The sequence below is a fragment of the Pseudomonas sp. RC10-4-2 genome (assembly GCF_050433085.1).
GTDB lineage: Bacteria > Pseudomonadota > Gammaproteobacteria > Pseudomonadales > Pseudomonadaceae > Pseudomonas > Pseudomonas aeruginosa.
Genome location: NZ_JBNPXX010000002.1, coordinates 93,766 through 113,694, shown reverse-complemented (window position 1 = coordinate 113,694; position 19,929 = coordinate 93,766). Strand labels below are relative to the sequence as shown.

The window sequence follows — 19,929 nt, the reverse complement described above, 5'->3', positions numbered from 1 at the left end:
CGGCAGACCTCCCTGTCCTACCCGAGACTTGATCGCACGGCGGGACAGGAACGCCCTTGGAGGTCGACAGCCACTCTAGTGAAAGTCCTTCTTCGCTAACCGGTCGCAATGGCGGAATAACTCAGCATCAGTGCTCATCATTGAAATCATCGGCCCTGGGCGTGGCAAAAATGCCCTTGGCTTCCTGGCGCCGGTAATAGGCTTCGATGCTTAGCCCGGGATCGATGCGCGCCCTGACGATGCAGGGCTGCTGTTGCCAGGGATACCCTTGCAGGCGTCGGTCCAGCTCCTTGCGCTCCTTGGCTGGCCAGCCCTGGTAGGTGCGCTTGCGCCAGTAATGGGGATCGCGTCCGGTATGCCGATCATGCTCGGCGGTGACCGGATCCAAGGGGCGGCTCGGCTCCAGGACCGGCAGGTCGGGCAACGGCTGGGTCACGTCCATGTAGCGTTGCAGGCAGTCCCAGAAGGCCAGGGCATTGACCTTGTCGAGACCGAGGGAGTGGACGCGGGTGGCCAGACAGACCTTGTTGTCGGTATAGCGGTGATGCAACCAGAGCGCATAGTCGTGGCTGCCGTAGCCACTGGGCAGCAATTGCAGCACCGGATCGAACTCGTCGAAGGGAGCGACGAACAGGCGGCGGAAGCGACGCTTGAAGCGGAGCATGCCGTCCAGGCGATTGAATTCACTGCCATCTTGCTTGAAGACTTTGCTGTAGAGCCAAAGGATGGCGCTGAAGCCGACTGCACCCATAAAATAAGTAGCTACGCCTATCCAAATTGCTATTTGCAAACCATTGGTTCCAAATATTGTTCCATACTGGTACAAAGCCAATGGGATTGAAAATAAAAAACCCGACATCTGAATAACGTGAAGATATTTTTTATTCGAAAGAAAGGCCACCATGGATATTACTGAAACAGCCACCACAAAGAATGAGCAAACCAAGGTGTAGAGTTGCTGCATGTCCCTCCTCCACTCTCCGGTGGCTTCTCCCATTATGCCAATTCCCAAAGCAATCCATACAAAAAAATAGCACAGCATCCTAAGCGTGAATATTATATAAGGAATTCTGCTAGAGTTCTGGAACTGCCAACGCATAGAGTTGCAATATGCCTCAGCACCTCCAACCTCTGACTTATCCTCAGCCCCGATCGAAAGCTGCCCTACAATCTCCATTTCAGGATCTAGATTGGCATAGTTCCCAAAGGCAAGATGGGTGTCAAAAATACCATTACGGTTAGACTCCTCCTTCCACCTTGGCGGCGGTAAAGAGTCGTTGACTTCACTGCGATAAGCACTGGCTGAGTACGTGGCATCCATGTGTACAGTCATACGTTGAACTCACTGTTCTCTATCAACCAATAAGGTGGCGCAGCATGGGGGCCCAAGTCGTCCGGGGGAAGGTACCGATTAGCGGATGTGAATGCACTCCAACTCTTCGGGCTGGGTTGAGGCAGGACAAGCCGCTGCTCAGGCTGGTCGGCATTGAGTTCGAACTGTGCGCTGATCTTCAAACCCTGGGTCATGCGCATGCTATAGCGGGCCCGAGGAGACAACTGCGGAATCGGCAGGCTGGCCGGCAGCACATAGAGCACGCTGGCAGCATCCAACGGCAAGGCTTCGAGCTTGGCGGGGCCCGCGGGGACCCGATGGTAGCGCTTGACGCCGAACAGGGTGCCCGGATCGATCGGCAAGCTGCTGAGAAACTCCTGGGCCACCAGGCGGAACGCCTTCTGGCCATTCTCGAACATGGCCAGGAGCGGGGAACTCAGCACCACGGCCCAATCGTTTGCCTCCAGCGCCTGCAACTTGGGGTCGATGCAGGATAGCGCAGTGCGGCTGACCGCTTGGCGACCCCGTTCCGCTTCCTGCAAGACAGATCGATGCGCCGCCGGCGCCAATTTGCGCCAGTCTTCCAGGCGATGGACAAAGACCCGCGGATGGCCGAGGACTCCCAGCAATTGGCGATAGGCCGTTTGCGGGTCTTTCAGATGGGCGAAGCGCTGGTCCTGGCCCATCAGCGAATCGAGCAGGCCAGCCTCGGCGAATTGCCGGCCGAAGGGGCCTTTCTTGACGATGGTTTCCGCATCGCTGTCAGTCAGTAGATTAGCGACCACAGTGCCTCCGATCGCCAAAACCGCACCAGCCAGCAAAGCATAAGGGTTTACTATCCATCCTAGGACGTAGGCACCCCAAAGGCCCCCACCCACTGCGGCCACACCGTAGGCCGCAGCCGCATCGCTATCTCCCTGCCTCAAAGCTCGGTAGCCATCCCATACACTGATGCCTGCACCGAATAGTGTGGCTGCGCCACCAAGCCCACGTAGCAACCCTAACTTAGGGCTGCCTGTTTGAACTTCTAGATTCCTGGCCCATCGAGGGGATATTTGGGCTACCGATATACGTGGGGTTTCTAGATACTTTGCAATAGATGGTCCGAAAAGCAGCTTTGCATGGCTTCCTCCAGCGGCTGTTAAATCGATTACTGCACCGACAGCCCCGATCGTCCCTCTGTGCTTTTCTCCACTGTCTACAAAGCCACTGTATGCCTGCACCTGCACATTCAAGTTATAAATCGCAAACCCCAGCATCATCGTCGGCACGATGCGAGTGTTCTCCATCACCTGGGTCAACGTGCCTAACTGCGTACGGAATTTCGTGTAGGCAAGCAGGTCCGGGTGATCCTTGGGTACCGCCACCACCATGACGTTGCGCAGGTTGGCGCGACTCATGCCGGTGTCGCGGGGACTGGTGCCGGCCAGGGGATTGCCGGCACCGTCCTGAACGATGGCGCGCCGATAGCTCTTGCGCCTCAGCTCCTGGCGCTCGACCTCGGTCAGACCGTTGCGCAGGCCGGCTCCGCGCACGCCGACGACAACCATGTCGAGCGGCACCTGACTGTCGGGCAGCAGGCGGATACCTTTCATCTTCACCGAGAGGGCGCTCAGAGTATTGAAGGTCGGTGCGAACAAGCGGTCGAGCTGGATCTGGGTGGCGCCCTGGGACAGCCGGCCGAGTTGCTCGACTACGCTGGCGCCGAACACGTCCAGCAGGTCGCCGAGGAAGTAGGCGAGGCTCTTGCCGGCGCTGGGCTGGTCGACCTCGCCCAGCAGACTGGCTCCCAGCATCAGCGTGCTGAGGCCCATTGCATCGGGGTCCGGCGTCCGCGGGCTATCGCGCAGCGCCTGCAGGCGCCGAACCGGCTCGGGAAGTTGTCCTTCGTCCTTGGCCAGGAGCATGGCGCCAAGCGGGTGGCTTGCCTGCAGAACCGTGCTGACCACCCGCTCGACATGTGCCGCCAGCGCCCGGTAGGCGGTACCGCTGTACAGTGCGTCGCAGCGGTCGGGAAGCTGGTTCAGCGCAGCCAGTGCCTCGCTCATCAGGCTGTAGGGCTCCAGCAGGGCTTCGTCGCACTGGTGGGTCCAGTCCTGCAACACCGGGTGCAAGGGGCCTTCCAGCAGGGCAACCAGATGCTCGACCTGCTGCGTCAGGTGGATTCGGCAAGACTGTCGCTCCTCGGCGAAGATCGCCTCGTCCAGTTCGGCCTGATCGACCTCGCCCCTGAGCTTGGCGAGCGGGCCGTCGAGCATGTTGCTCAGCACCTGTGCATAGCGTCCGTTGGGACGGTGCGGCAGCAGTGCATTGAGGCTGCGCAAGTAGGCGGCGCAGTGGCGCGCCTGCGCCGCAGCGTGGCGCAAGGCGAACAGCGAGTCGTCGAGCATCAGCCCGATGAGGTTGGGATGGCCACGCAGCTTGAGGGTTTCCAGTACGTCCTCTCCGGCTTCCAGAGTAGGTAGCGCAGAGGGCGGAGCCTGCTTCAGCAGGGGCGCCAATTCCTGCTGGCGTCGCTGCAACTGGCACACCAGCGACTCTTCGCGAAAGGCGGCGAACGCAGGTGTGAATTCCGCCGGGTCTTCCAGCGCGCTCTCGACGTTGAAGTCGCGAGGTCGCAAACCCTGGGCGTGATGATCAATGACCAGCGCGGGTTGATGGATGGAGGCTTTCCAGTGCTGGTTGGCCACCGAGGCGTTCCAAGCGGACGCCATCTGCTGGCAGCGCCGGTTGACCCGCTGCGGGTCCTCCTCCAGCCAGTCGATGTACGACCAAGGCCAGGGAGTTTCGCTATAGGCCATGGTGTAGCGTGGGATCACGAACTGCCCCTTGACCAGCACCGGCACCAGGATCAGCGCTTGTGTCTTGCCTACGGCCGGACGCTTGTCCGCACGCTGGCTGCGCCCCTGCAGGAGATCGACTTCGAACAGGTTGCCCTTGCCATCACATTCCAGTTCGCGCCACAACTTGCCGTCCTGGAACAGGTAGATCCGTCCCGCCCGCGGTAGCGCGCCGGCGGGCAGCTGGTCGCCATAACCGGCCTTGCCCAGCGTTGGCAGGCGGACCAGCGGCATCACAGCCAGGAAGGTGTTCTGCTGGATACGCTCGTGCTCCTCATGGCCGAGCATATCGCTGGCCACCGGAATCTGCAGGATACCGCCGTCCTGTCGCTCGACGTTCAATGCCAGTCGTGCACGCCGATCGTTCTGGTAGGCGGTGCGCTTGCGCACGCCTTCGTCGATACTCTGGTCCTGGAATCCGCTCATGCCTCGCGCTCCGGTGGCAACAGTACGACCTGGCTTCCTTGCGCCGGGTCTCCCCAGACATCGACGATCAATTGTTCCGGCCCCTTCCGCTCGGGACGGCTACGCGCCGGGTTGTCCAGTACCTGGCCCGCTGTCGCCGCATCCGCGTCGAGCGGCGGCCCCGGCAACAGCGGCGCCGCGCCGCTGCCGTTGCCCGGGCTGCCGCCGGAGTTGATCCGGACGTTGGCCCCGGAGAGGGTCACGCCGCTGGCGTCGAGCTTGAGGAAGCTGCCGCCGCCCTTGAGGGTCAGTTCGGCGCCGGCCTCCAGCACCACCTTCAGACCGCTGCTCAGGTGGATCTCCTGGCCGGCCTCGACGAACTGGCCGCTGGCGATCTTCAGGTGCTGGTCGTTGGCTACGGTGAGGTGGTCGCTGGCTCGGACCTCCACCTTGCGCTCGGCGTGGGTGGTGCGGTGTTCCTCGGCCTTGAACTCGCTGTAGCTGTTCGCCTGCACGGTGTCGTGGCGTTGGTGACCGACGCGGATCTTCTGGTCGTGCTCGATGTTTTCGTCCCAGTCGCGCTGGGCATGGACGAAGATCTGCTCCTGGCCCTTGCGGTCCTCGATGCGCAGCTCGTTGTAGCCACCGCCGCCAGGGCTGCTGAGGCTCTTGAAGACGCTGCGGGTCTTGTGCCCCGGCAGTTCGTAGGGCACCGGATGTTCCCTGTGAAACAGGCAGCCGGTGACCAGCGGCTGGTCGGGATCGCCTTCGAGGAAGGTCACCAGCACCTCCATGCCGACCCGCGGGATGGCGATGGCGCCGTAGTTCCTTCCCGCCCAGCCGGAGGCAACGCGTAACCAGCAACTGCTGCTGTCGTCGGCCTGGCCCTCGCGATCCCAGTGGAATTGCACCTTCACCCGACCGTAGCGGTCGCAGTGGATTTCCTCACCCTTCGGGCCGGTCACCACCGCGCTCTGCGTGCCGAGGATGCGCGGCTTCGGCGGCGTCGATGGGGGACGGAAGAACGCCTCCCAGGGCGTGGCCTGGAAGCGGTTGCGGTAACCCTGCCGGAAGTCGTCCGGGCTCGCCGAGGCGTCGGAGACGATGCTTTCCTCCAGCACCTGCGGCTGCCGCCCCTCGTGAATCACCTCGGTGAGCAGCCAGAGGTCGTTCCAGCCCGCCTGGGGATGGGCGGCCAGCGGCAGGAAGTGGCCGCTGAGCAGCAACGGTTGGTCGCTGCGGCCCTCGGCCAGGTGGTAGTCGCTGCGCTGCCGTTCGAGGGCGCGCCTGGCCAGGTGCTTGCCGCGCTCGCGGTCGACGAAGCGACCGGGATAGTCGTAGTCCTCGAGGTCCGGCCGGGCTTCGCCGCGGGCGGCGCTTTCCAGCGTCAGGCGCGGTTTCTCGAAGTCGTAGTCGCGGCGGGTGACGTGGCTGGTGCGGGTTTCCAGGCGTACGCCGAAGCGCTTGACCGCCGGCCGGTCGGCGACCAGGCCGGAGTCCTGCTGGTAGGCCACCGGCGCGAGCCGCGGGAACACCGTCTGGTCGTCGCCGAACACCAGCAGGTGCGCCGTGGCGCTGTGCTGGAAATGAAAGTGGATGCCCTCCTCGCAGCACAGGCGCTGGACGAACTGCAGGTCGCTCTCGTCGTACTGCACGCAGTATTCGCGCTCGGGGTAGCGGGTGCCGAGCTGGAAGCGGTAGGCGTCGGCGAGGATGCCGTGTTCCTCCAGCACCCGGCCGACGATCTGCGGCACCGTGAGGTGCTGGAAGATGCGCTGGTTGGTGCGCTGGGCGAGGTAGGCCAGTTGCGGGACGAGGGTGATGCGGTAGCGGGTCAGGCGCTTGCCCGAGTCGCCCTGTCCGGCGCTGCGCACCAGGCCGTGGATACCGTTGCCGGCGGGCCCGAGGGTAAGGAAGGCGGGTTTGTGCAGCAGGCTTTCGAGGTCCGGCACGGGGCGTTCGCCGACCAGCTCCAGGTCGAAGGCGAACGGCTGGCTGATGGCTTCGCGGCCGCTGAAGGAGAGCACCTGCAGGTCGAGGGCGAGGCCGTCGATGGCGAGGCTGAAATGGGTCTGGTTGGCTGCTGCGAACATCCGTTGTCCCTCACTGGCGCAGGCGACCGATTCGATTGTCCTGCCTGGCGCGGGCGAGACAAGGGCGCGCAGGCTCGATCGGAAGCTGCCTACAACAAACAAAGCGGCATCGACCCGGCGCGGGCTTTCCTGGCCACGGCGCTATGGGTCATCGAGGGCACGACGGCCAGCGAGGCTGGCCGCGTGCGGCGGTCGCGGCTCAGCCGGCGACCGGGGAGCGCCAGTCGTCGGAGCCGGAGGTGCCGGAGACTTCGTGGGTCCAGGTGATCTTGCGGTAGGTGAAGTGCACGTCTTCCAGGTGGGTGAAGTGGGCGTTGCCCGGGTCCTGGCAGTTGTGCATGTAGTCCTTGATGTCGACGATGATCGCGTCTTCCAGGACGGTGGTGTAGTAGTGCTCCTGGGTGCCGGCGGCGGAGGTGCGGTACCACTGGATCTCGACCTTGGTCAGGCGCTCGCCGGAGGTCAGGGCGGCCAGCAGCAGGGGCGAGGCCTTGTCGAAGACCTTGGTGATGACCACCGGCTTGTGCACGCGCTGGCCGGTCGGCTGGCCGGACTGCGGGTCGCGCGGGATGATCACTTCGTGGTTGAAGCCCTGGACCATCACCTGGTCCTCGTGGCCTTCCTGGTAGGTGTTGCCGACCGAATCCTCGGTGAAGGCGCCGGCGGTGATCAGGCCCTGCTTGGTGCCGGTGATGGACATATAGGCGGGGGTTGCCATGGATGCATTCCTTGTCAGTGGTAGCCGGGACGACATGTCCTGGTGCGGCAGCTACCCAACAAGCTTCGTGCCAATAAAATATTTACCTTTTAAATCAAATTCTTGAAGAATCTCCCGGCCCGCACGAACACTTTCCCCTGGGTTTACCCCGAAAAAGTGAGCAAGTTGTTGCACAGTGCTATGCAAGAACTTGCTCACTTCATCGAAGACCCCGTCAGGCCTTGGCCCCAGCGTGGTATCCACAGCTTTTCCCGAAGTTATCCAGCAAAAAGTTGCACACCTGCCGAGTGCCTCAGAGCCAGTTCTTGAACTTGAACCAGAGGTACGGAAGGATCGCCGATACCACCATCATCCCCAGCGCCATCGGATAGCCGATGGACCAGTCCAACTCGGGCATGTCCTTGAAGTTCATGCCGTAGACGGTGCCCACCAGGGTCGGCGGCAGGAACAGTACGGCGGCGATGGAGAACACCTTGATGATGCTGTTCTGCTCGATGTTGATCAGGCCAAGGGTCGCGTCGAGGAGGAAGTTGATCTCGGTGGACATCTTCGCCAGGTACTCGTCCAGCGAGCGCACATCGCGCTCCACGGTCTTCGCCAGCACCTTGGCCGGCTCGGAAAGCCAGCCGTTGCAACCCTGGCGGAAATAGCTGTTCATCCGATTGATGCTGAGCAGGCTGTCGTTGAGCTTGGACAGCAGCGAGCTGCTGCGCCCGAGGTGCTTGATGATCTGCTGCAGGTCGGTCTTCGGCTTGCGGGTCTGGGCGGTGGACTCGGCGAAGATCTCCCGCGACATGCTGCTCAGTTGCCCCTGTACGGCCTCCAACACGTCGGCGATGCGGTCCACCAGGCTGTCCATCATCAGGGCGAACAACTGGGTGCTGCTGCGGTTGGCGTCGAGCTGGCGGATGCAGCGGTTCTCGAACTCGCGGAACGAACGCAGGTCGGCGTAGCGCACGGTAATCAGCCATTTCTCGCTGAGGACGAAGGTCACTTCCTCTGTGCTCGGCCGGTGCTCGGTGATCCCGCCGACCACCGAAGTGGTCATGTAGAGGACGTTGCCGTCCTCGTAGAAGCGCGACGAATCCTCGATCTCGGCCATCTCCTCGCGGGTCGGGATGTTCACCTGCAGGTGGGATTCGAGCAGGCGCTCCTCTTCGGGGGTCGGGTGATGCAGGTCGATCCACAGGGTGCCCGGCGGCAACCCCCGCTGGGCATCGTCGTGCTGGCGTCGCTCCAGGCGGTCGCCGGAAAGGATGTAATAGGTGATCATGTCGGGTATCGCTACCTTCGCGGCCATCCGTTGGCCAAGCAGGGTGGACAACTTCCCGCCGCCGCACAAGCGGTACTTTGCGCCAGAACGAGGAACGCCCGATGAGCGAACAGGACGACAACCAGGAAGACGGCTTCGCCGAGGAAAAACTGATCCAGGCCATCGAGAACCAGATCGAAAGCGAGAATCCGCCGGCGGCGCGCGCCGTGTTCAACAAGCTGACCCTGGTCGGCTACGAGCGCGACGAGGCGCTGGGCATGATGGCCTACGTGCTGGCCCACGAGATCAACGCCATGCTCGCCGCCGACCGCGCTTTCGACAGCGCCGGCTACGAGCATGCGCTGCGTGCCCTGCCGACGTTGCCGGACGACGAATGAGCGGAGCCGGGCCGACTGGTGCCGGCGAATGCCCCTCGTATCCATGCGGTTTTGTTTCGCCAAACGCCTGCCGCTCTGGTAGAAAGGTGGCGCCCACTCTCCGTGCCACCTGCTTTCGCGGAGCGATACCGGATGCGATCCTGGTTCCACTTCCTGCCCATCTGCCTGCTGCTGGCCCTTTCCGGCCCGGCAGCGGCCGTCCCGACAGAACCCCTGGTGCTCGGCGCCGAAGACGACTGGTATCCCTATACCGCCTACAAGGACGGCCGCATCCAGGGCATGAGCGCGGACATCGTGCGGGCCGCCTTCAGGGCTGCGGACACGCCGGTCCAGCTCAATCCCTACCCCTACTCCCGCTGCATGAAGCTGGCCCTGAAAGGCTTGATCGCCGGCTGCTTCAACACCTCGCCGAACCCGCACATCCTCGCCGACTACCGTCTGCCCCGGCATCCGTTGTTCCGCGCGGAGATCCAGCTCTGGGCGCGACGCGACGAAGCGCGGCCGGTGAATGCGGAGCAGGCGCTGAGCGGACGGAAAGTCGCGGTGACCCTCGGTTATGAATACGGCGACGGCTTCGATCGCCGCCACGACCTGGTGCGCATCCCGGTGCGCAAGGACTACTACGGTTTCCTCATGCTCCAGCGCGGCCGCGTCGACTACGCCCTGGCCTACCGCAATACGGCTCGCCAGTTGTTCAGCGAACATCCCGAACTGGAAGGCCAGTTCCAGCCGGTGGCCACGGTCCACCGCCCGGAGCTGTACCTGTCGTTCTCGCGCCGCCACCCGCAGGCCGAGCATCTGCTCGAACGCTTCGACCTCGGCATGCAGCGCATCCTCGCCAGCGGCGAGTACCAGAAGATCCTCGACGGCTGGAGCCAGGCCGCCGACGCTACGCCCTAGTCCAACTACACTCACCGGTGCTCAACACCGCAAGGAGCCGACATGGCCTTCACTCCCGAGCTGATCGACGAACTGGAACTGCTGGCGCTCTTCAACCTGAACAACACCCAGGAAGGACTTAAGGTCCATCACACCGCCGACGGCAAGGCCGTCGCCGCCGCCCGACGCCTGCACGACAAGGGGCTGATCGACCAGCCCGACGGCGGCTACCTGACCAGTCTGGGGCTGGACGCCGCGGAGCAGGCACAGGGCCTGCTGACCATCCTCAAGGGTTGACGGAAGCGGCCATCGCGACCTGCTCCCGACAGGCCGCGACGGTTGCCCCGGTTCGCGGTGCGGCGCTCAAGCCGCCGCGCTTCCGGGCGATACAATGGCATGACCGGAGCCAGGCACGGCGCCTGGCCTTGCCTGTGCCCGGACGCCCATGAACCGACACCCCGCACTCAGCCTCGATCTCGACGATGGCATCGACCGCAAGGTCCTCGGCCAGTTGCGCCAACGCTTCCTGGCGGTCAATGCCGGTCGCCTGCAACGCGCCCGGCAGGCGTTGTCCAGCCGCCAGGAGCGGGTCCTGCGCCTGCTACCGCTGCTGTTCCACATCAACCATCCGCTGCTGCCGGGCTACCTGTCGGCCAGCACGCCAGCGGGCCTGAGCGGTTTCGAGGCGGACGACGAAGTACTCGCCGAAGCCCAGCGCCTGGCCCGCTCGTTTGTCTACAAGCCACGCAGGCAAGAACCCGCACAGCAGCCAATCCACGGCCTGTTCCTGATGGGCAGCCTGGGGAGCCTGGCCCAGGAGGAACAGAGCGATCTCGACCTCTGGGTCTGCCATGCCCCAGAACTGGAGCCCGGCGCGCGCCAGGAGCTGCGCCGCAAGTGCGCGTTGATCGAGGACTGGGCGCGCAGCCAGGGCAGCGAGGTGCACTGTTTCCTGATCGACGTCGCCCGTTTCGGCCAGGACGAACGCAAAGACTGGAAAGAGTCCGGCGGCGACGGCAATACCCAGCACTTCCTGCTGCTCGACGAGTTCTACCGTAGCGCGATCTGGCTCGGCGGACGCACCCCTCTATGGTGGCTGGTGCCGCCGGCCCATGAACGGCGCTACGACGAATACTGCCGGACCCTGCTCGGCAAACGCTTCATCCGCGCCGAAGAGGTGCTCGACCTCGGCCACCTGGCGCACATCCCCGCCCGGGAGTTCATCGGCGCCGGCCTCTGGCAGTTGTCCAAGGCCATCGATTCGCCCTACAAGTCGCTGCTCAAGCTGCTGCTCACCGAAGCCTACGCCAGCGAGCACCCGCGGGTCCGCTGCGTCGCCCTGCGCTTCAAGGAGCAGGTATTCGCCGGCCAGCTCGATCTCGACGAACTGGACCCCTACGTCCTGGTCTATCGCCATCTCGAACGCTACCTGCGGGAACAGCAGGCGCCGGAACGCCTGGAACTCGTGCGGCGCTGCCTGTACCTCAAGGTCGGGCGCAAGCTCGGCGGTCGCCAGCGCCAGGCGCAGAAGGGCTGGCAGCACCTGTCGATGGAGCGGCTCGTCGCGGAATGGCAATGGGAGCCTCGCCGCTTGGCCCTGCTCGACAGCCGCAGCCAGTGGAAGATGCGCCAGGTGATGGAAGAGCGTCGCACGGTGGTCAACGAACTGACCTACAGCTACCGCCTGCTGTTCCAGATCGCCCGCCAGCAAGGCGCTGACAGCGGCATCGACAGCCGCGACCTGGGCCTGCTCGGCCGCCGCCTGTATGCCGCCTTCGAGCGCAAGGCAGGCAAGGTGGAGAACATCAACCCAGGGATCGCCCCGGATCTCGGCGAAGACGTCCTGACCCTGGTCCAGCTGCCCGCCGACGACGACCGCGAGCAGGCGCAGTGGGCGATCTTCCCCGGTGCCCTGGGCGCTCACCAGTGGCCTGACTACGCGCCGCTGAAACGCAGCCTCAGGCTGGTCGAGCTGCTCGCCTGGTGCCATCGCAACGGCGTCATCGACAGCGCCACCCGGCTGTCCCTGCATCCCGGCCAGAGCGACCTCGGCGATGCCGAACTGGACAATCTCCTGGGCAGCCTGCGGCAGTTCCTGCCGGTCCCCCTGGCGACCGTGGACGACGCCGACCTGCTGCAACCGCGTCGGCTCAAGAGCGTCCTGCTGCTGGTCAACGTCGGTGTCGACCCGCTGCGCCACCACAGCCAGATGAACCTGCACATGGCTACCGGGCGTACCGACGTGCTTGGTTATGCCGGGGTGCGCGACAACCTGGTGCTGACCCTCGACCAGCTCAGCCTCAACAGCTGGAACGAACTGACGGTGCGCCATTACGCAGGCCCCCAGGCGCTGCCCGAGTGCCTTGCCGAGTTCCTCGACGCCGTCCGCGAAAAGCCCGGAAGCCCGCCGCAGCCGCCTGAACTGATGGTGCGCTGCTTCTGTCGCAACCGGGCCGCCGCCATCGCCGTGCGGGTCGAAGAGCTGTTCCGCGAGACCTACGGGCAACTGCTTGGCGGCCAGCCAAGCCGCTACCTGCTGCAGATCCGCCAGCAGTACCACCTGCTGGAAATGTCGCCGGAAGCGGTCAGCCACGAGAGCCTGCCCGACCTGCCGAGCCTGCTCCAGCACCTGGGCCGCGAGCGAGATGGCTACAGCGCCCTGAAGCTGGATCGTCACGCCCTGGAGGGCGAGGACCTCGGGCTGATCCTGTCCATGGGGCGGCCGGACTGCATCCAGGTGTTCTACCGGCGCGACTTCGACAGCGCCGAGATCAGCCTGCTCGACGAACGCAACGCCCTCTGGCGCCAGCGCCAGGCATTGCGTGACGAACGCAGCCTGCTCGCACCGCTGCAGCGCTTCCTGCAATCGCTGCTGTACCGGCGCAACGCCCTGTCGCTGGCGGAACAGGTGCCGGCCGCGCTGGATATCCGCTACTACGAGTTGCTCTCCAACGACGGCAGAGTGCATGTCGAGCCTCGCGAGGCGCCGGAGGCCCTGGCCGGGCCCGCGCTGTACGAGCTACAGGCGCTACTCGAGCGCGGCGAACGCAAGCGCGTGCAGGTCACCCTGTACTGCGACCACCAGGAGTTTTCCGAACTGGAGTACGGCGCCGGCCTGTTCAAGGCGGTCGCCCGGCATATCCTGGCGCATCGCGCGGAAAGCGAACCCTACCCCTGCTACCTGACCGACCTCGACCTGTCGCGGCTGTTCGCCGACGAACAGCCGCAAACGCTGCACTATCTGCGTTATAAAAGCGTCCTGGAAACGGCGCTGAACCAGGCGCTGCTGGAACAATGACCCAGCGCCGCACCGCGCGGGGCTCGACAAGGACGTACGGATGGCACTCCTCGGTATTACCCTGCTCGCTGGCGCCGCATTCGTGGGCGGCTATCTCTACCGCCGCGGCCTGGATCGCCGGCGCTACCGCTTCATCCAGCAATTCCGCCTGCCGCCGCGGGTCGCCCAGGCGGTCCGCGAGCGCTATCCGCAGCTCAGCGAGGAACAGGTCCAACGGGTGCTCGGCGGCCTACGCGAATACCTGCTGCTATGCCGCGCCGCCGGCAAGCGGATGGTCGCGATGCCGTCCCAGGTGGTGGATGTCGCCTGGCACGAACTGATCCTGCATACCCGGCTCTACCAGCACGTCTGCCGCAAGGGACTCGGGCGCTTCCTCCACCATACGCCGGCCCAGGCGATGCGCAGCCCCCGACAGGCCCAGGAGGGCATCCAGCGCGCCTGGAAGCTGGCCTGCCGCCGCGAGGGCATCGACCCACTGAATCCCACGCGCCTACCGCTGCTGTTCGCCCTCGACACGGAACTGGCGATCGCCGACGGCTTCCGCTACGCCCTGAACTGCGCGCAGCGGCAAGACGGCGGCGCAGCGGTGTATTGCGCCAGCCATATCGGTTGCAGCAGCGGCTGCGCCAGCGATAGCGGCAGTACCTTCGGTTCGGACGGACAGGATTCGCGCCACGGCTGCGGCGGCGATAGCGGCGGAGACGGCGGCAGCGGTTGCGGGGGTGGAGGATGCGGGGGCGGTGGGGGCGACTGAGGGTCGCGAAGCCCGTCGCCGAATGGCGACGGGCGAAAACCGATCAGCGCGCGTAGTCGCCGGCGGCTTCCGGCTGGTATTCGATTTCCAGCAGGGTCAGCTTCAGCGTCTTGCCGCTCGGCGCCGGCCAGTCGATGGTCTGGCCGATGGTCAGGCCCAGCAGCGCGGTGCCCACCGGCGCGAGGATCGAGACCTTGCCTTCGCCGGCGACGTCTTCGGGATAGACCAGGGTCAGGGTGTACTCCTTGCCGCTGCTTTCCTCGCGGCAGCGCACGGTGGAGTTCATGGTCACGACGCCCGGCGGAATCTCGTCATGCCCCACCACCTGGGCGCGCGACAGTTCGGCCTCCAGCGCCTCGGCGGCGGGTCCGAATTCGTCCAGGCCATCCAGCAGGCGCTCCAGGCGCTGCAGGTCCAGACGAGTGATGGTGATCGGCGGCGTGCTCATGATCGCAGGCGTGCTCCTTGGTCCGGTTCGGTTGATCGATGAAAAGCAGGAATCGCAAAAAAGCAAAAACCCCGCCCGAAGGCGGGGTTTTCCCGGACACTAACACAGTCGCAGGAATTAGCAACATCCCCCCTATCAGGAGAGACGGCCCGCCAGCGACTGGCGTCGAGCGGCCTGTGACCTGATCTGCAAGCGGCGGGAATCGTCGGCCTTGCCCCACTCGCGGATTTCCGCCAGGGAACGTCCGCAGCCGACGCAAACGTCCGCATCGTCGAGGCAGCACAGGCGCCGGCAAGGCGAGGGCACCACCGGCGGCGAAGCCTCAGAGGCCGGGGAACTCGACATCCTCGCCCCCCTGCTCCAGGGTCGCCCGGTTGAGCAGCGCGCCCAGCGGTTCCTGGCTGCCATCGTGGCGCCAGAGGCCGCTGGCCTCGTCGTAATCGAAGTGGAAGCCGCCCGACTTCGCCGCCACCCACAGCTGGCGCAACGGCGCCTGGCGGCTGAGGATCAGCTGCGAGCCGTTCTCGAAGCGTACGGTGAGCACGCCGCCGGCGTTCTCCAGGTCGAGGTCCAGGTCGCTGTCATCGAAGGCGTCTTCCACCTGCTGCTGGAGCGCATCGACCAGGTCGTGGAAACGCGCTTCATTCATCGTACTCATGCATTGCCTCGGCATTCGCTAACGGGAAAAAAGGCGGACGACTACCTTCGTCTTGCCCTATTCCGACAATTCTACGCTGGTATTGCCGTAGTCCGCGCTGTTTTGCCGCGACGCTCGCGGAAAACGCCGGCATCCCCTCTGCCGCAGGCCATTCCCCTGCAAGCCCCGGCACACCTGATCCGGCTCGCATAGGCAAGGCGCCGGGGGGTCGGTATACTCCGGAACAATTCACGTTTTCTACAAGGATTCCGTCATGAAGCGGCTGTTCCTGTCCTTCGTCGCGCTCGCCCTCCTCGCCGGCTCCATCGCCGCCTGCGGCCAGAAAGGCCCGCTGTACCTGCCGGACGACGAAAAAGCCAAGAAAGAACACAGCAAAGACCGCTACGGTTTCTGAGAGAGCGCCCATGGACACATTCAGTTACCGCGACGGTGAGCTGTTCGCGGAAGGGGTGGCGCTTTCCCGCATCGCCGAGCGTTTCGGCACGCCCACCTACGTCTATTCCCGCGCACACATCGAGGCCCAGTACCGCGCCTATGCCGATGCCCTCGCCGGCATGCCGCATCTGGTCTGCTTCGCGGTCAAGGCCAACTCCAACCTCGGGGTGCTGAATGTGCTGGCGCGCCTCGGCGCCGGTTTCGACATCGTTTCCCGCGGTGAGCTGGAGCGTGTCCTGGCCGCCGGCGGCGATCCGGCCAAGGTGGTGTTCTCCGGCGTCGGCAAGACCCGCGACGACATGCGCCGCGCCCTGGAAGTCGGCGTGCACTGCTTCAACGTCGAGTCCGGCGAAGAGCTGGAGCGCCTGCAACGGGTAGCTGCGGAACTCGGCGTGAAAGCGCCGGTATCGCTGCGGGTCAACCCGGACGTGGACGCCCAGACCCACCCCTATATCTCCACCGGCCTGAAAGAGAACAAGTTCGGCATCGCCATCGACGAGGCCGAGGCGGTCTACGCCCGCGCCGCCGAGCTTGATCACCTGGAGGTGATCGGCGTCGACTGCCACATCGGTTCGCAGTTGACCCAGCTGGAGCCCTTCCTCGACGCCCTCGAGCGCCTGCTCGGGCTGGTCGACCGCCTGGCCGGCAAAGGCATCGGCATTCGCCACCTGGACCTCGGTGGTGGCCTCGGGGTGCGCTACCGCGACGAACAGCCGCCGCTGGCCGGCGACTACATCCGCGCCGTCCGCGAGCGCCTGAACGGCCGCGACCTGACCCTGGTGTTCGAGCCGGGCCGGTCCATCGTCGCCAACGCCGGCGTGCTGCTGACCCGTGTCGAGTACCTCAAGCACACCGAGCACAAGGATTTCGCCATCGTCGACGCGGCGATGAACGACCTGATCCGCCCGGCTCTCTACCAGGCCTGGATGGACGTGCAGGCGGTACGCCCGCGCGACGCCGCGCCGCGCCGCTACGACCTGGTCGGGCCGATCTGCGAGACCGGTGACTTCCTCGCCAAGGATCGCGACCTGGCGCTCGCCGAAGGCGACCTCCTGGCGGTGCGCTCGGCCGGCGCCTACGGCTTCGTCATGAGCTCGAACTACAACACCCGCGGCCGCGCCGCCGAGGTGCTGGTGGATGGCGAGCAGACCCACGAGGTCCGTCGCCGCGAGACCGTCCAAGAGCTCTACGCCGGCGAAAGCCTGCTGCCGCAGTGAGGCCCAGACCATGCTTTTGCGCTTCACCAAGATGCATGGCCTGGGCAACGACTTCATGGTCCTCGACCTGGTCAGCCAGCACGCCCATGTGCAGCCCAAGCACGTCAAGCTCTGGGGCGACCGCAACACCGGAATCGGCTTCGACCAGTTGCTGATCGTCGAAGCCCCGAGCAGCCCCGACGTCGACTTCCGCTACCGGATCTTCAACGCCGACGGCTCCGAGGTCGAGCAGTGCGGCAACGGCGCTCGCTGCTTCGCCCGCTTCGTTCAGGACAAGCGCCTGACGGTGAAGAAGAGCATCCGCGTAGAAACCAAGGGCGGCATCATCGAGCTGAATATCCGCCCGGACGGCCAGGTCACGGTGGACATGGGTCCGCCGCGCCTGGCCCCGGCCGAGATACCGTTCCAGGCCGAGCGCGAAGCCTTGTCCTATGAGATAGAGGTGAATGGCCAGCGCGTCGAACTGGCCGCGGTATCCATGGGCAATCCCCATGGCGTGCTGCGCGTCGAGAACGTCGACAGCGCACCGGTACACAGCCTCGGTCCGCAACTGGAAGTCCATCCGCGCTTCCCGAAGAAGGCCAACATCGGCTTCCTCCAGGTGCTCGATCCGCACCATGCGCGCCTGCGCGTCTGGGAGCGCGGCGTCGGCGAGACCCAAGCCTGCGGCACCGGCGCCTGCGCCGCGGCGGTTGCCGGGATTCGCCAGGGCTGGCTGCAATCGCCGGTGCAGATCGACCTCCCCGGCGGCCGCCTGCACATCGAGTGGGCAGGTCCCGGCCAGCCCGTTATGATGACCGGGCCTGCCGTCCGCGTGTATGAAGGCCAGGTCCGCCTGTAAGGGCCGTCGCCCGCGAGAACCGAGACGCTTATGACCGAGAAAAGCCAGGAACCGACAGCAGCGCTGGACGCCGAGCAGGTGGCCGCCTATCTGAGCCAGCACCCGGAGTTCTTCGTCGAGCATGACGAGCTGATCCCCGAGTTGCGCATCCCACACCAGCCCGGCGACGCAGTGTCGTTGGTGGAGCGCCAGGTACGCCTGCTGCGCGAGCGCAACATCGAGATGCGCCACCGGCTCTCGCAACTGATGGACGTGGCCCGCGAGAACGACCGCCTGTTCGACAAGACCCGCCGCCTGGTCCTCGACCTGCTCGACGCCACCAGCCTGGAAGACGTGGTCAGTACCGTCGAGGACAGCCTGCGCCACGAGTTCCAGGTGCCCTACGTGAGCCTGATCCTGTTCAGCGACAGTAGCGTCTCGGTGGGCCGCTCGGTGAGCAGCGCGGAGGCGCACCAGGCCATCGGCGGCCTGCTCTCCGGCGGCAAGACCGTCTGCGGCGTGCTGCGTCCGCACGAACTGGCGTTTCTCTTCGGCGAGAGCGACCGCGACGAGATCGGCTCCGCAGCGGTGGTCTCCCTGAGTTTCCAGGGCCTGCACGGCGTGCTCGCCATCGGCAGTCCCGATCCGCAGCATTACAAGAGTTCCCTCGGCACCCTGTTCCTCGGCTACGTCGCCGAGGTCCTGGCCCGCGTGCTGCCGCGTTTCTCCTCGCCGCTGCGCTCGGTCCGCTGAGCGCGGCGGGCGGTCCGAGATGCGCGCCGACCTGGATGCCTTCCTCGAACATCTGCGCAGCGAGCGCCAGGTCTCCGCGCACACCCTCGACGGCTACCGCCGCGACCTGCTGAAGATCCTCGCCCTCGCCGAAAAGGCCGGGCTCTCCGACTGGAACGCCCTCGACACCCGCAGCCTGCGCACCTTCGTCGCCCGCCTGCACCAGCAGGGCCAGTCCAGCCGCAGCCTGGCACGGCTGCTCTCGGCGACGCGCGGCCTCTACCAGTACCTGCTACGCGAAGGGCGCTGCCGGCACGACCCTGCCAACGGCCTGAGCGCGCCGAAGAGTCCGCGCAAGCTGCCCAGGACCCTCGACGCCGACCGCGCCCTGCAATTGCTCGACGGTGCCGTGGAGGATGACTTCATCGCCCGCCGCGACCAGGCCCTGCTGGAGCTGTTCTATTCCTCCGGGCTGCGCCTCTCGGAACTGGTCGGCCTCGATCTCGAATGGCTGGACCTCAAGGAAGGCCTGGTGCGAGTGCGCGGCAAGGGCAACAAGGTCCGCGAGCTGCCAGTCGGCAAGGCCGCGCGCCAGGCGCTCGAAGCCTGGCTGCCGCTGCGCGCCCAGGCCGCTCCGGAAGACGGTGCGGTGTTCATCGGCCGCGGCGGCAAGCGCCTGACGCCACGGGCGATCCAGCTGCGGGTGCGCCAGGCCGGCGTCCGCGAGCTGGGCCAGCACCTGCACCCGCACATGCTGCGGCACTCCTTCGCCAGCCATCTGCTGGAGTCGTCCGGCGACCTGCGCGCCGTGCAGGAACTGCTCGGCCACGCCGACATCGCCACGACCCAGATCTATACCCACCTGGACTTCCAGCACCTGGCCTCGGTCTACGACCGCGCCCATCCCCGCGCCAAGCGCAAGGGCAACGCCGATGGAGGCAACGACCCATGAGCAGCCTGCGACTGATCACCTTCGACCTCGACGACACCCTGTGGGACGTCGCCCCGGTGATGAACAACGCCGAGGCCCTGCTCCGCGAATGGCTGGCGAGCAACGCCGCGCGCCTGGGTCCGGTACCCATCGAGCACCTGTGGGCGATCCGCACCCGCCTGCTGGATCGCGAGCCGATGCTGCGCCACCGTCTCAGCGAGCTGCGCCGGCGCATCCTGTTCCATGCCCTGCTCGACGCCGGTTATCCACAGGCGGAGGCGGAAAGCCTGGCCGAGGCCGGTTTCCAGGTATTCCTCGAAGCGCGCCACCGGGTCACCCTGTTTCCCGAGGTCCACCCGACCCTGGAGATCCTCGCCGACCGCTTCACCCTCGGCGTGCTCACCAACGGTAACGCCGACGTGCGCCGCCTGGGCCTGGCCGACTACTTCCGGTTCGCCCTCTGCGCCGAAGAACTGGGCGTCGGCAAGCCCGACCCGACGCCATTCCGCGAAGCCCTGAAGCGCGCCGGCGTCGAGGCCTCGGCAGCGATACACATCGGCGACCACCCCAGCGACGACATCGCCGGAGCGCGCCGCGCCGGCATGCGTGCCATCTGGTTCAACCCAAGCGGCAAGCCCTGGGCCGGGGAGGAAGAGCCGAGCGCGGAGATCCGCAGCCTCGCCGAGCTGCCGGCCCTGCTCGCCCGCCTGCAATGACG

20 protein-coding genes are annotated in these 19,929 nt (G+C 65.5%); 11 read left to right on the top strand and 9 right to left on the bottom strand.

Annotated elements, in window-relative coordinates; all coding sequences use genetic code 11:
• Positions 1-127: 127 nt before the first annotated feature.
• The 6 genes from FHW81_RS08535 to FHW81_RS08510 all read right to left on the bottom strand — a co-directional run bounded on the left by FHW81_RS08535 (position 128) and on the right by FHW81_RS08510 (position 8,662).
• Positions 128-751 (bottom strand): hypothetical protein, encoded by a 624-nt coding sequence (locus FHW81_RS08535; RefSeq protein ID WP_070698193.1) that lies wholly within the window; start codon positions 749-751, stop codon positions 128-130.
• A gap of 578 nt (positions 752-1,329) precedes the next feature.
• Positions 1,330-4,599 (bottom strand): hypothetical protein, encoded by a 3,270-nt coding sequence (locus FHW81_RS08530; RefSeq protein WP_070698194.1) that lies wholly within the window; start codon positions 4,597-4,599, stop codon positions 1,330-1,332.
• A complete protein-coding gene (locus tag FHW81_RS08525) occupies positions 4,596-6,671 on the bottom strand; it encodes a type VI secretion system tip protein VgrG (RefSeq protein ID WP_070698195.1) in 2,076 nt (691 codons plus the stop codon). Before FHW81_RS08525 ends, FHW81_RS08530 begins: the two co-directional genes overlap by 4 nt.
• Positions 6,672-6,870: 199 nt before the next feature.
• On the bottom strand, positions 6,871-7,389 hold the full coding sequence (locus tag FHW81_RS08520; RefSeq protein WP_003083317.1) for an Hcp family type VI secretion system effector: 519 nt from the start codon (positions 7,387-7,389) through the stop codon (positions 6,871-6,873).
• A 51-nt stretch (positions 7,390-7,440) separates the two neighbouring features.
• A complete protein-coding gene (locus tag FHW81_RS08515; RefSeq protein ID WP_123788632.1) occupies positions 7,441-7,632 on the bottom strand; it encodes a hypothetical protein in 192 nt (63 codons plus the stop codon).
• A gap of 49 nt (positions 7,633-7,681) precedes the next feature.
• Positions 7,682-8,662 carry a magnesium transporter CorA family protein gene (locus tag FHW81_RS08510; RefSeq protein WP_003096411.1) on the bottom strand — a complete coding sequence of 327 codons (981 nt, stop codon included), beginning with the start codon at positions 8,660-8,662 and terminating at the stop codon, positions 7,682-7,684.
• Positions 8,663-8,763: 101 nt separating this feature from the next.
• Between FHW81_RS08510 and FHW81_RS08505 the strand changes: the two genes are divergently transcribed.
• The 5 genes from FHW81_RS08505 to FHW81_RS08485 all read left to right on the top strand — a co-directional run bounded on the left by FHW81_RS08505 (position 8,764) and on the right by FHW81_RS08485 (position 13,970).
• The gene (locus tag FHW81_RS08505) at positions 8,764-9,039 is read left to right on the top strand and encodes a hypothetical protein (protein ID WP_003114340.1); all 276 of its coding nucleotides are present in this window, start codon (positions 8,764-8,766) and stop codon (positions 9,037-9,039) included.
• A 132-nt stretch (positions 9,040-9,171) separates the two neighbouring features.
• Entirely contained in the window at positions 9,172-9,939 is a 768-nt protein-coding gene (locus tag FHW81_RS08500) for a substrate-binding periplasmic protein (RefSeq protein ID WP_003096415.1), read from the top strand.
• Positions 9,940-9,981: 42 nt separating this feature from the next.
• Positions 9,982-10,215, top strand: a complete 234-nt coding sequence (locus tag FHW81_RS08495) for a TIGR02647 family protein (RefSeq protein WP_003096418.1) — start codon at positions 9,982-9,984, stop codon at positions 10,213-10,215.
• 148 nt (positions 10,216-10,363) lie between these two features.
• The gene (locus tag FHW81_RS08490; RefSeq protein ID WP_003146599.1) at positions 10,364-13,216 is read left to right on the top strand and encodes a class I adenylate cyclase; all 2,853 of its coding nucleotides are present in this window, start codon (positions 10,364-10,366) and stop codon (positions 13,214-13,216) included.
• 40 nt (positions 13,217-13,256) lie between these two features.
• Entirely contained in the window at positions 13,257-13,970 is a 714-nt protein-coding gene (locus FHW81_RS08485) for a glycine-rich domain-containing protein (RefSeq protein ID WP_003118053.1), read from the top strand.
• A 43-nt stretch (positions 13,971-14,013) separates the two neighbouring features.
• Here the strand turns inward: FHW81_RS08485 and rnk are convergent, their stop codons facing one another.
• The 3 genes from rnk to cyaY all read right to left on the bottom strand — a co-directional run bounded on the left by rnk (position 14,014) and on the right by cyaY (position 15,076).
• Positions 14,014-14,418, bottom strand: coding sequence for a nucleoside diphosphate kinase regulator (rnk, locus tag FHW81_RS08480; protein ID WP_003096424.1), 405 nt, complete (start codon positions 14,416-14,418; stop codon positions 14,014-14,016).
• A gap of 135 nt (positions 14,419-14,553) precedes the next feature.
• Complete coding sequence (locus FHW81_RS08475; RefSeq protein WP_071536992.1) at positions 14,554-14,763, bottom strand: DUF1289 domain-containing protein; 210 nt, start codon at positions 14,761-14,763, stop codon at positions 14,554-14,556.
• Positions 14,741-15,076, bottom strand: a complete 336-nt coding sequence (cyaY, locus tag FHW81_RS08470) for an iron donor protein CyaY (RefSeq protein ID WP_003121284.1) — start codon at positions 15,074-15,076, stop codon at positions 14,741-14,743. Before cyaY ends, FHW81_RS08475 begins: the two co-directional genes overlap by 23 nt.
• A 253-nt stretch (positions 15,077-15,329) precedes the next feature.
• Here cyaY and lptM point away from each other — a divergent pair, with 253 nt between their 5' ends.
• Genes lptM through FHW81_RS08440 form a run of 6 tightly spaced genes read left to right on the top strand, consistent with a single transcriptional unit; the run spans position 15,330 to position 19,927 of the window.
• Positions 15,330-15,470: an LPS translocon maturation chaperone LptM gene (gene lptM, locus FHW81_RS08465; protein ID WP_003096430.1), complete on the top strand. Its 141-nt coding sequence runs from the start codon at positions 15,330-15,332 to the stop codon at positions 15,468-15,470.
• A 10-nt stretch (positions 15,471-15,480) separates the two neighbouring features.
• Positions 15,481-16,728, top strand: coding sequence for a diaminopimelate decarboxylase (lysA, locus tag FHW81_RS08460; protein WP_019682477.1), 1,248 nt, complete (start codon positions 15,481-15,483; stop codon positions 16,726-16,728).
• 10 nt (positions 16,729-16,738) lie between these two features.
• Complete coding sequence (gene dapF, locus FHW81_RS08455) at positions 16,739-17,569, top strand: diaminopimelate epimerase (RefSeq protein ID WP_003114344.1); 831 nt, start codon at positions 16,739-16,741, stop codon at positions 17,567-17,569.
• Positions 17,570-17,599: 30 nt separating this feature from the next.
• Positions 17,600-18,301: a DUF484 family protein gene (locus tag FHW81_RS08450; protein ID WP_003096433.1), complete on the top strand. Its 702-nt coding sequence runs from the start codon at positions 17,600-17,602 to the stop codon at positions 18,299-18,301.
• 19 nt (positions 18,302-18,320) lie between these two features.
• Positions 18,321-19,232 (top strand): tyrosine recombinase XerC, encoded by a 912-nt coding sequence (xerC, locus tag FHW81_RS08445; protein ID WP_003096434.1) that lies wholly within the window; start codon positions 18,321-18,323, stop codon positions 19,230-19,232.
• Positions 19,229-19,927: an HAD family hydrolase gene (locus FHW81_RS08440; RefSeq protein WP_003118056.1), complete on the top strand. Its 699-nt coding sequence runs from the start codon at positions 19,229-19,231 to the stop codon at positions 19,925-19,927. The genes xerC and FHW81_RS08440 overlap by 4 nt, the downstream gene beginning before the upstream one ends.
• Positions 19,928-19,929: the final 2 nt, after the last annotated feature.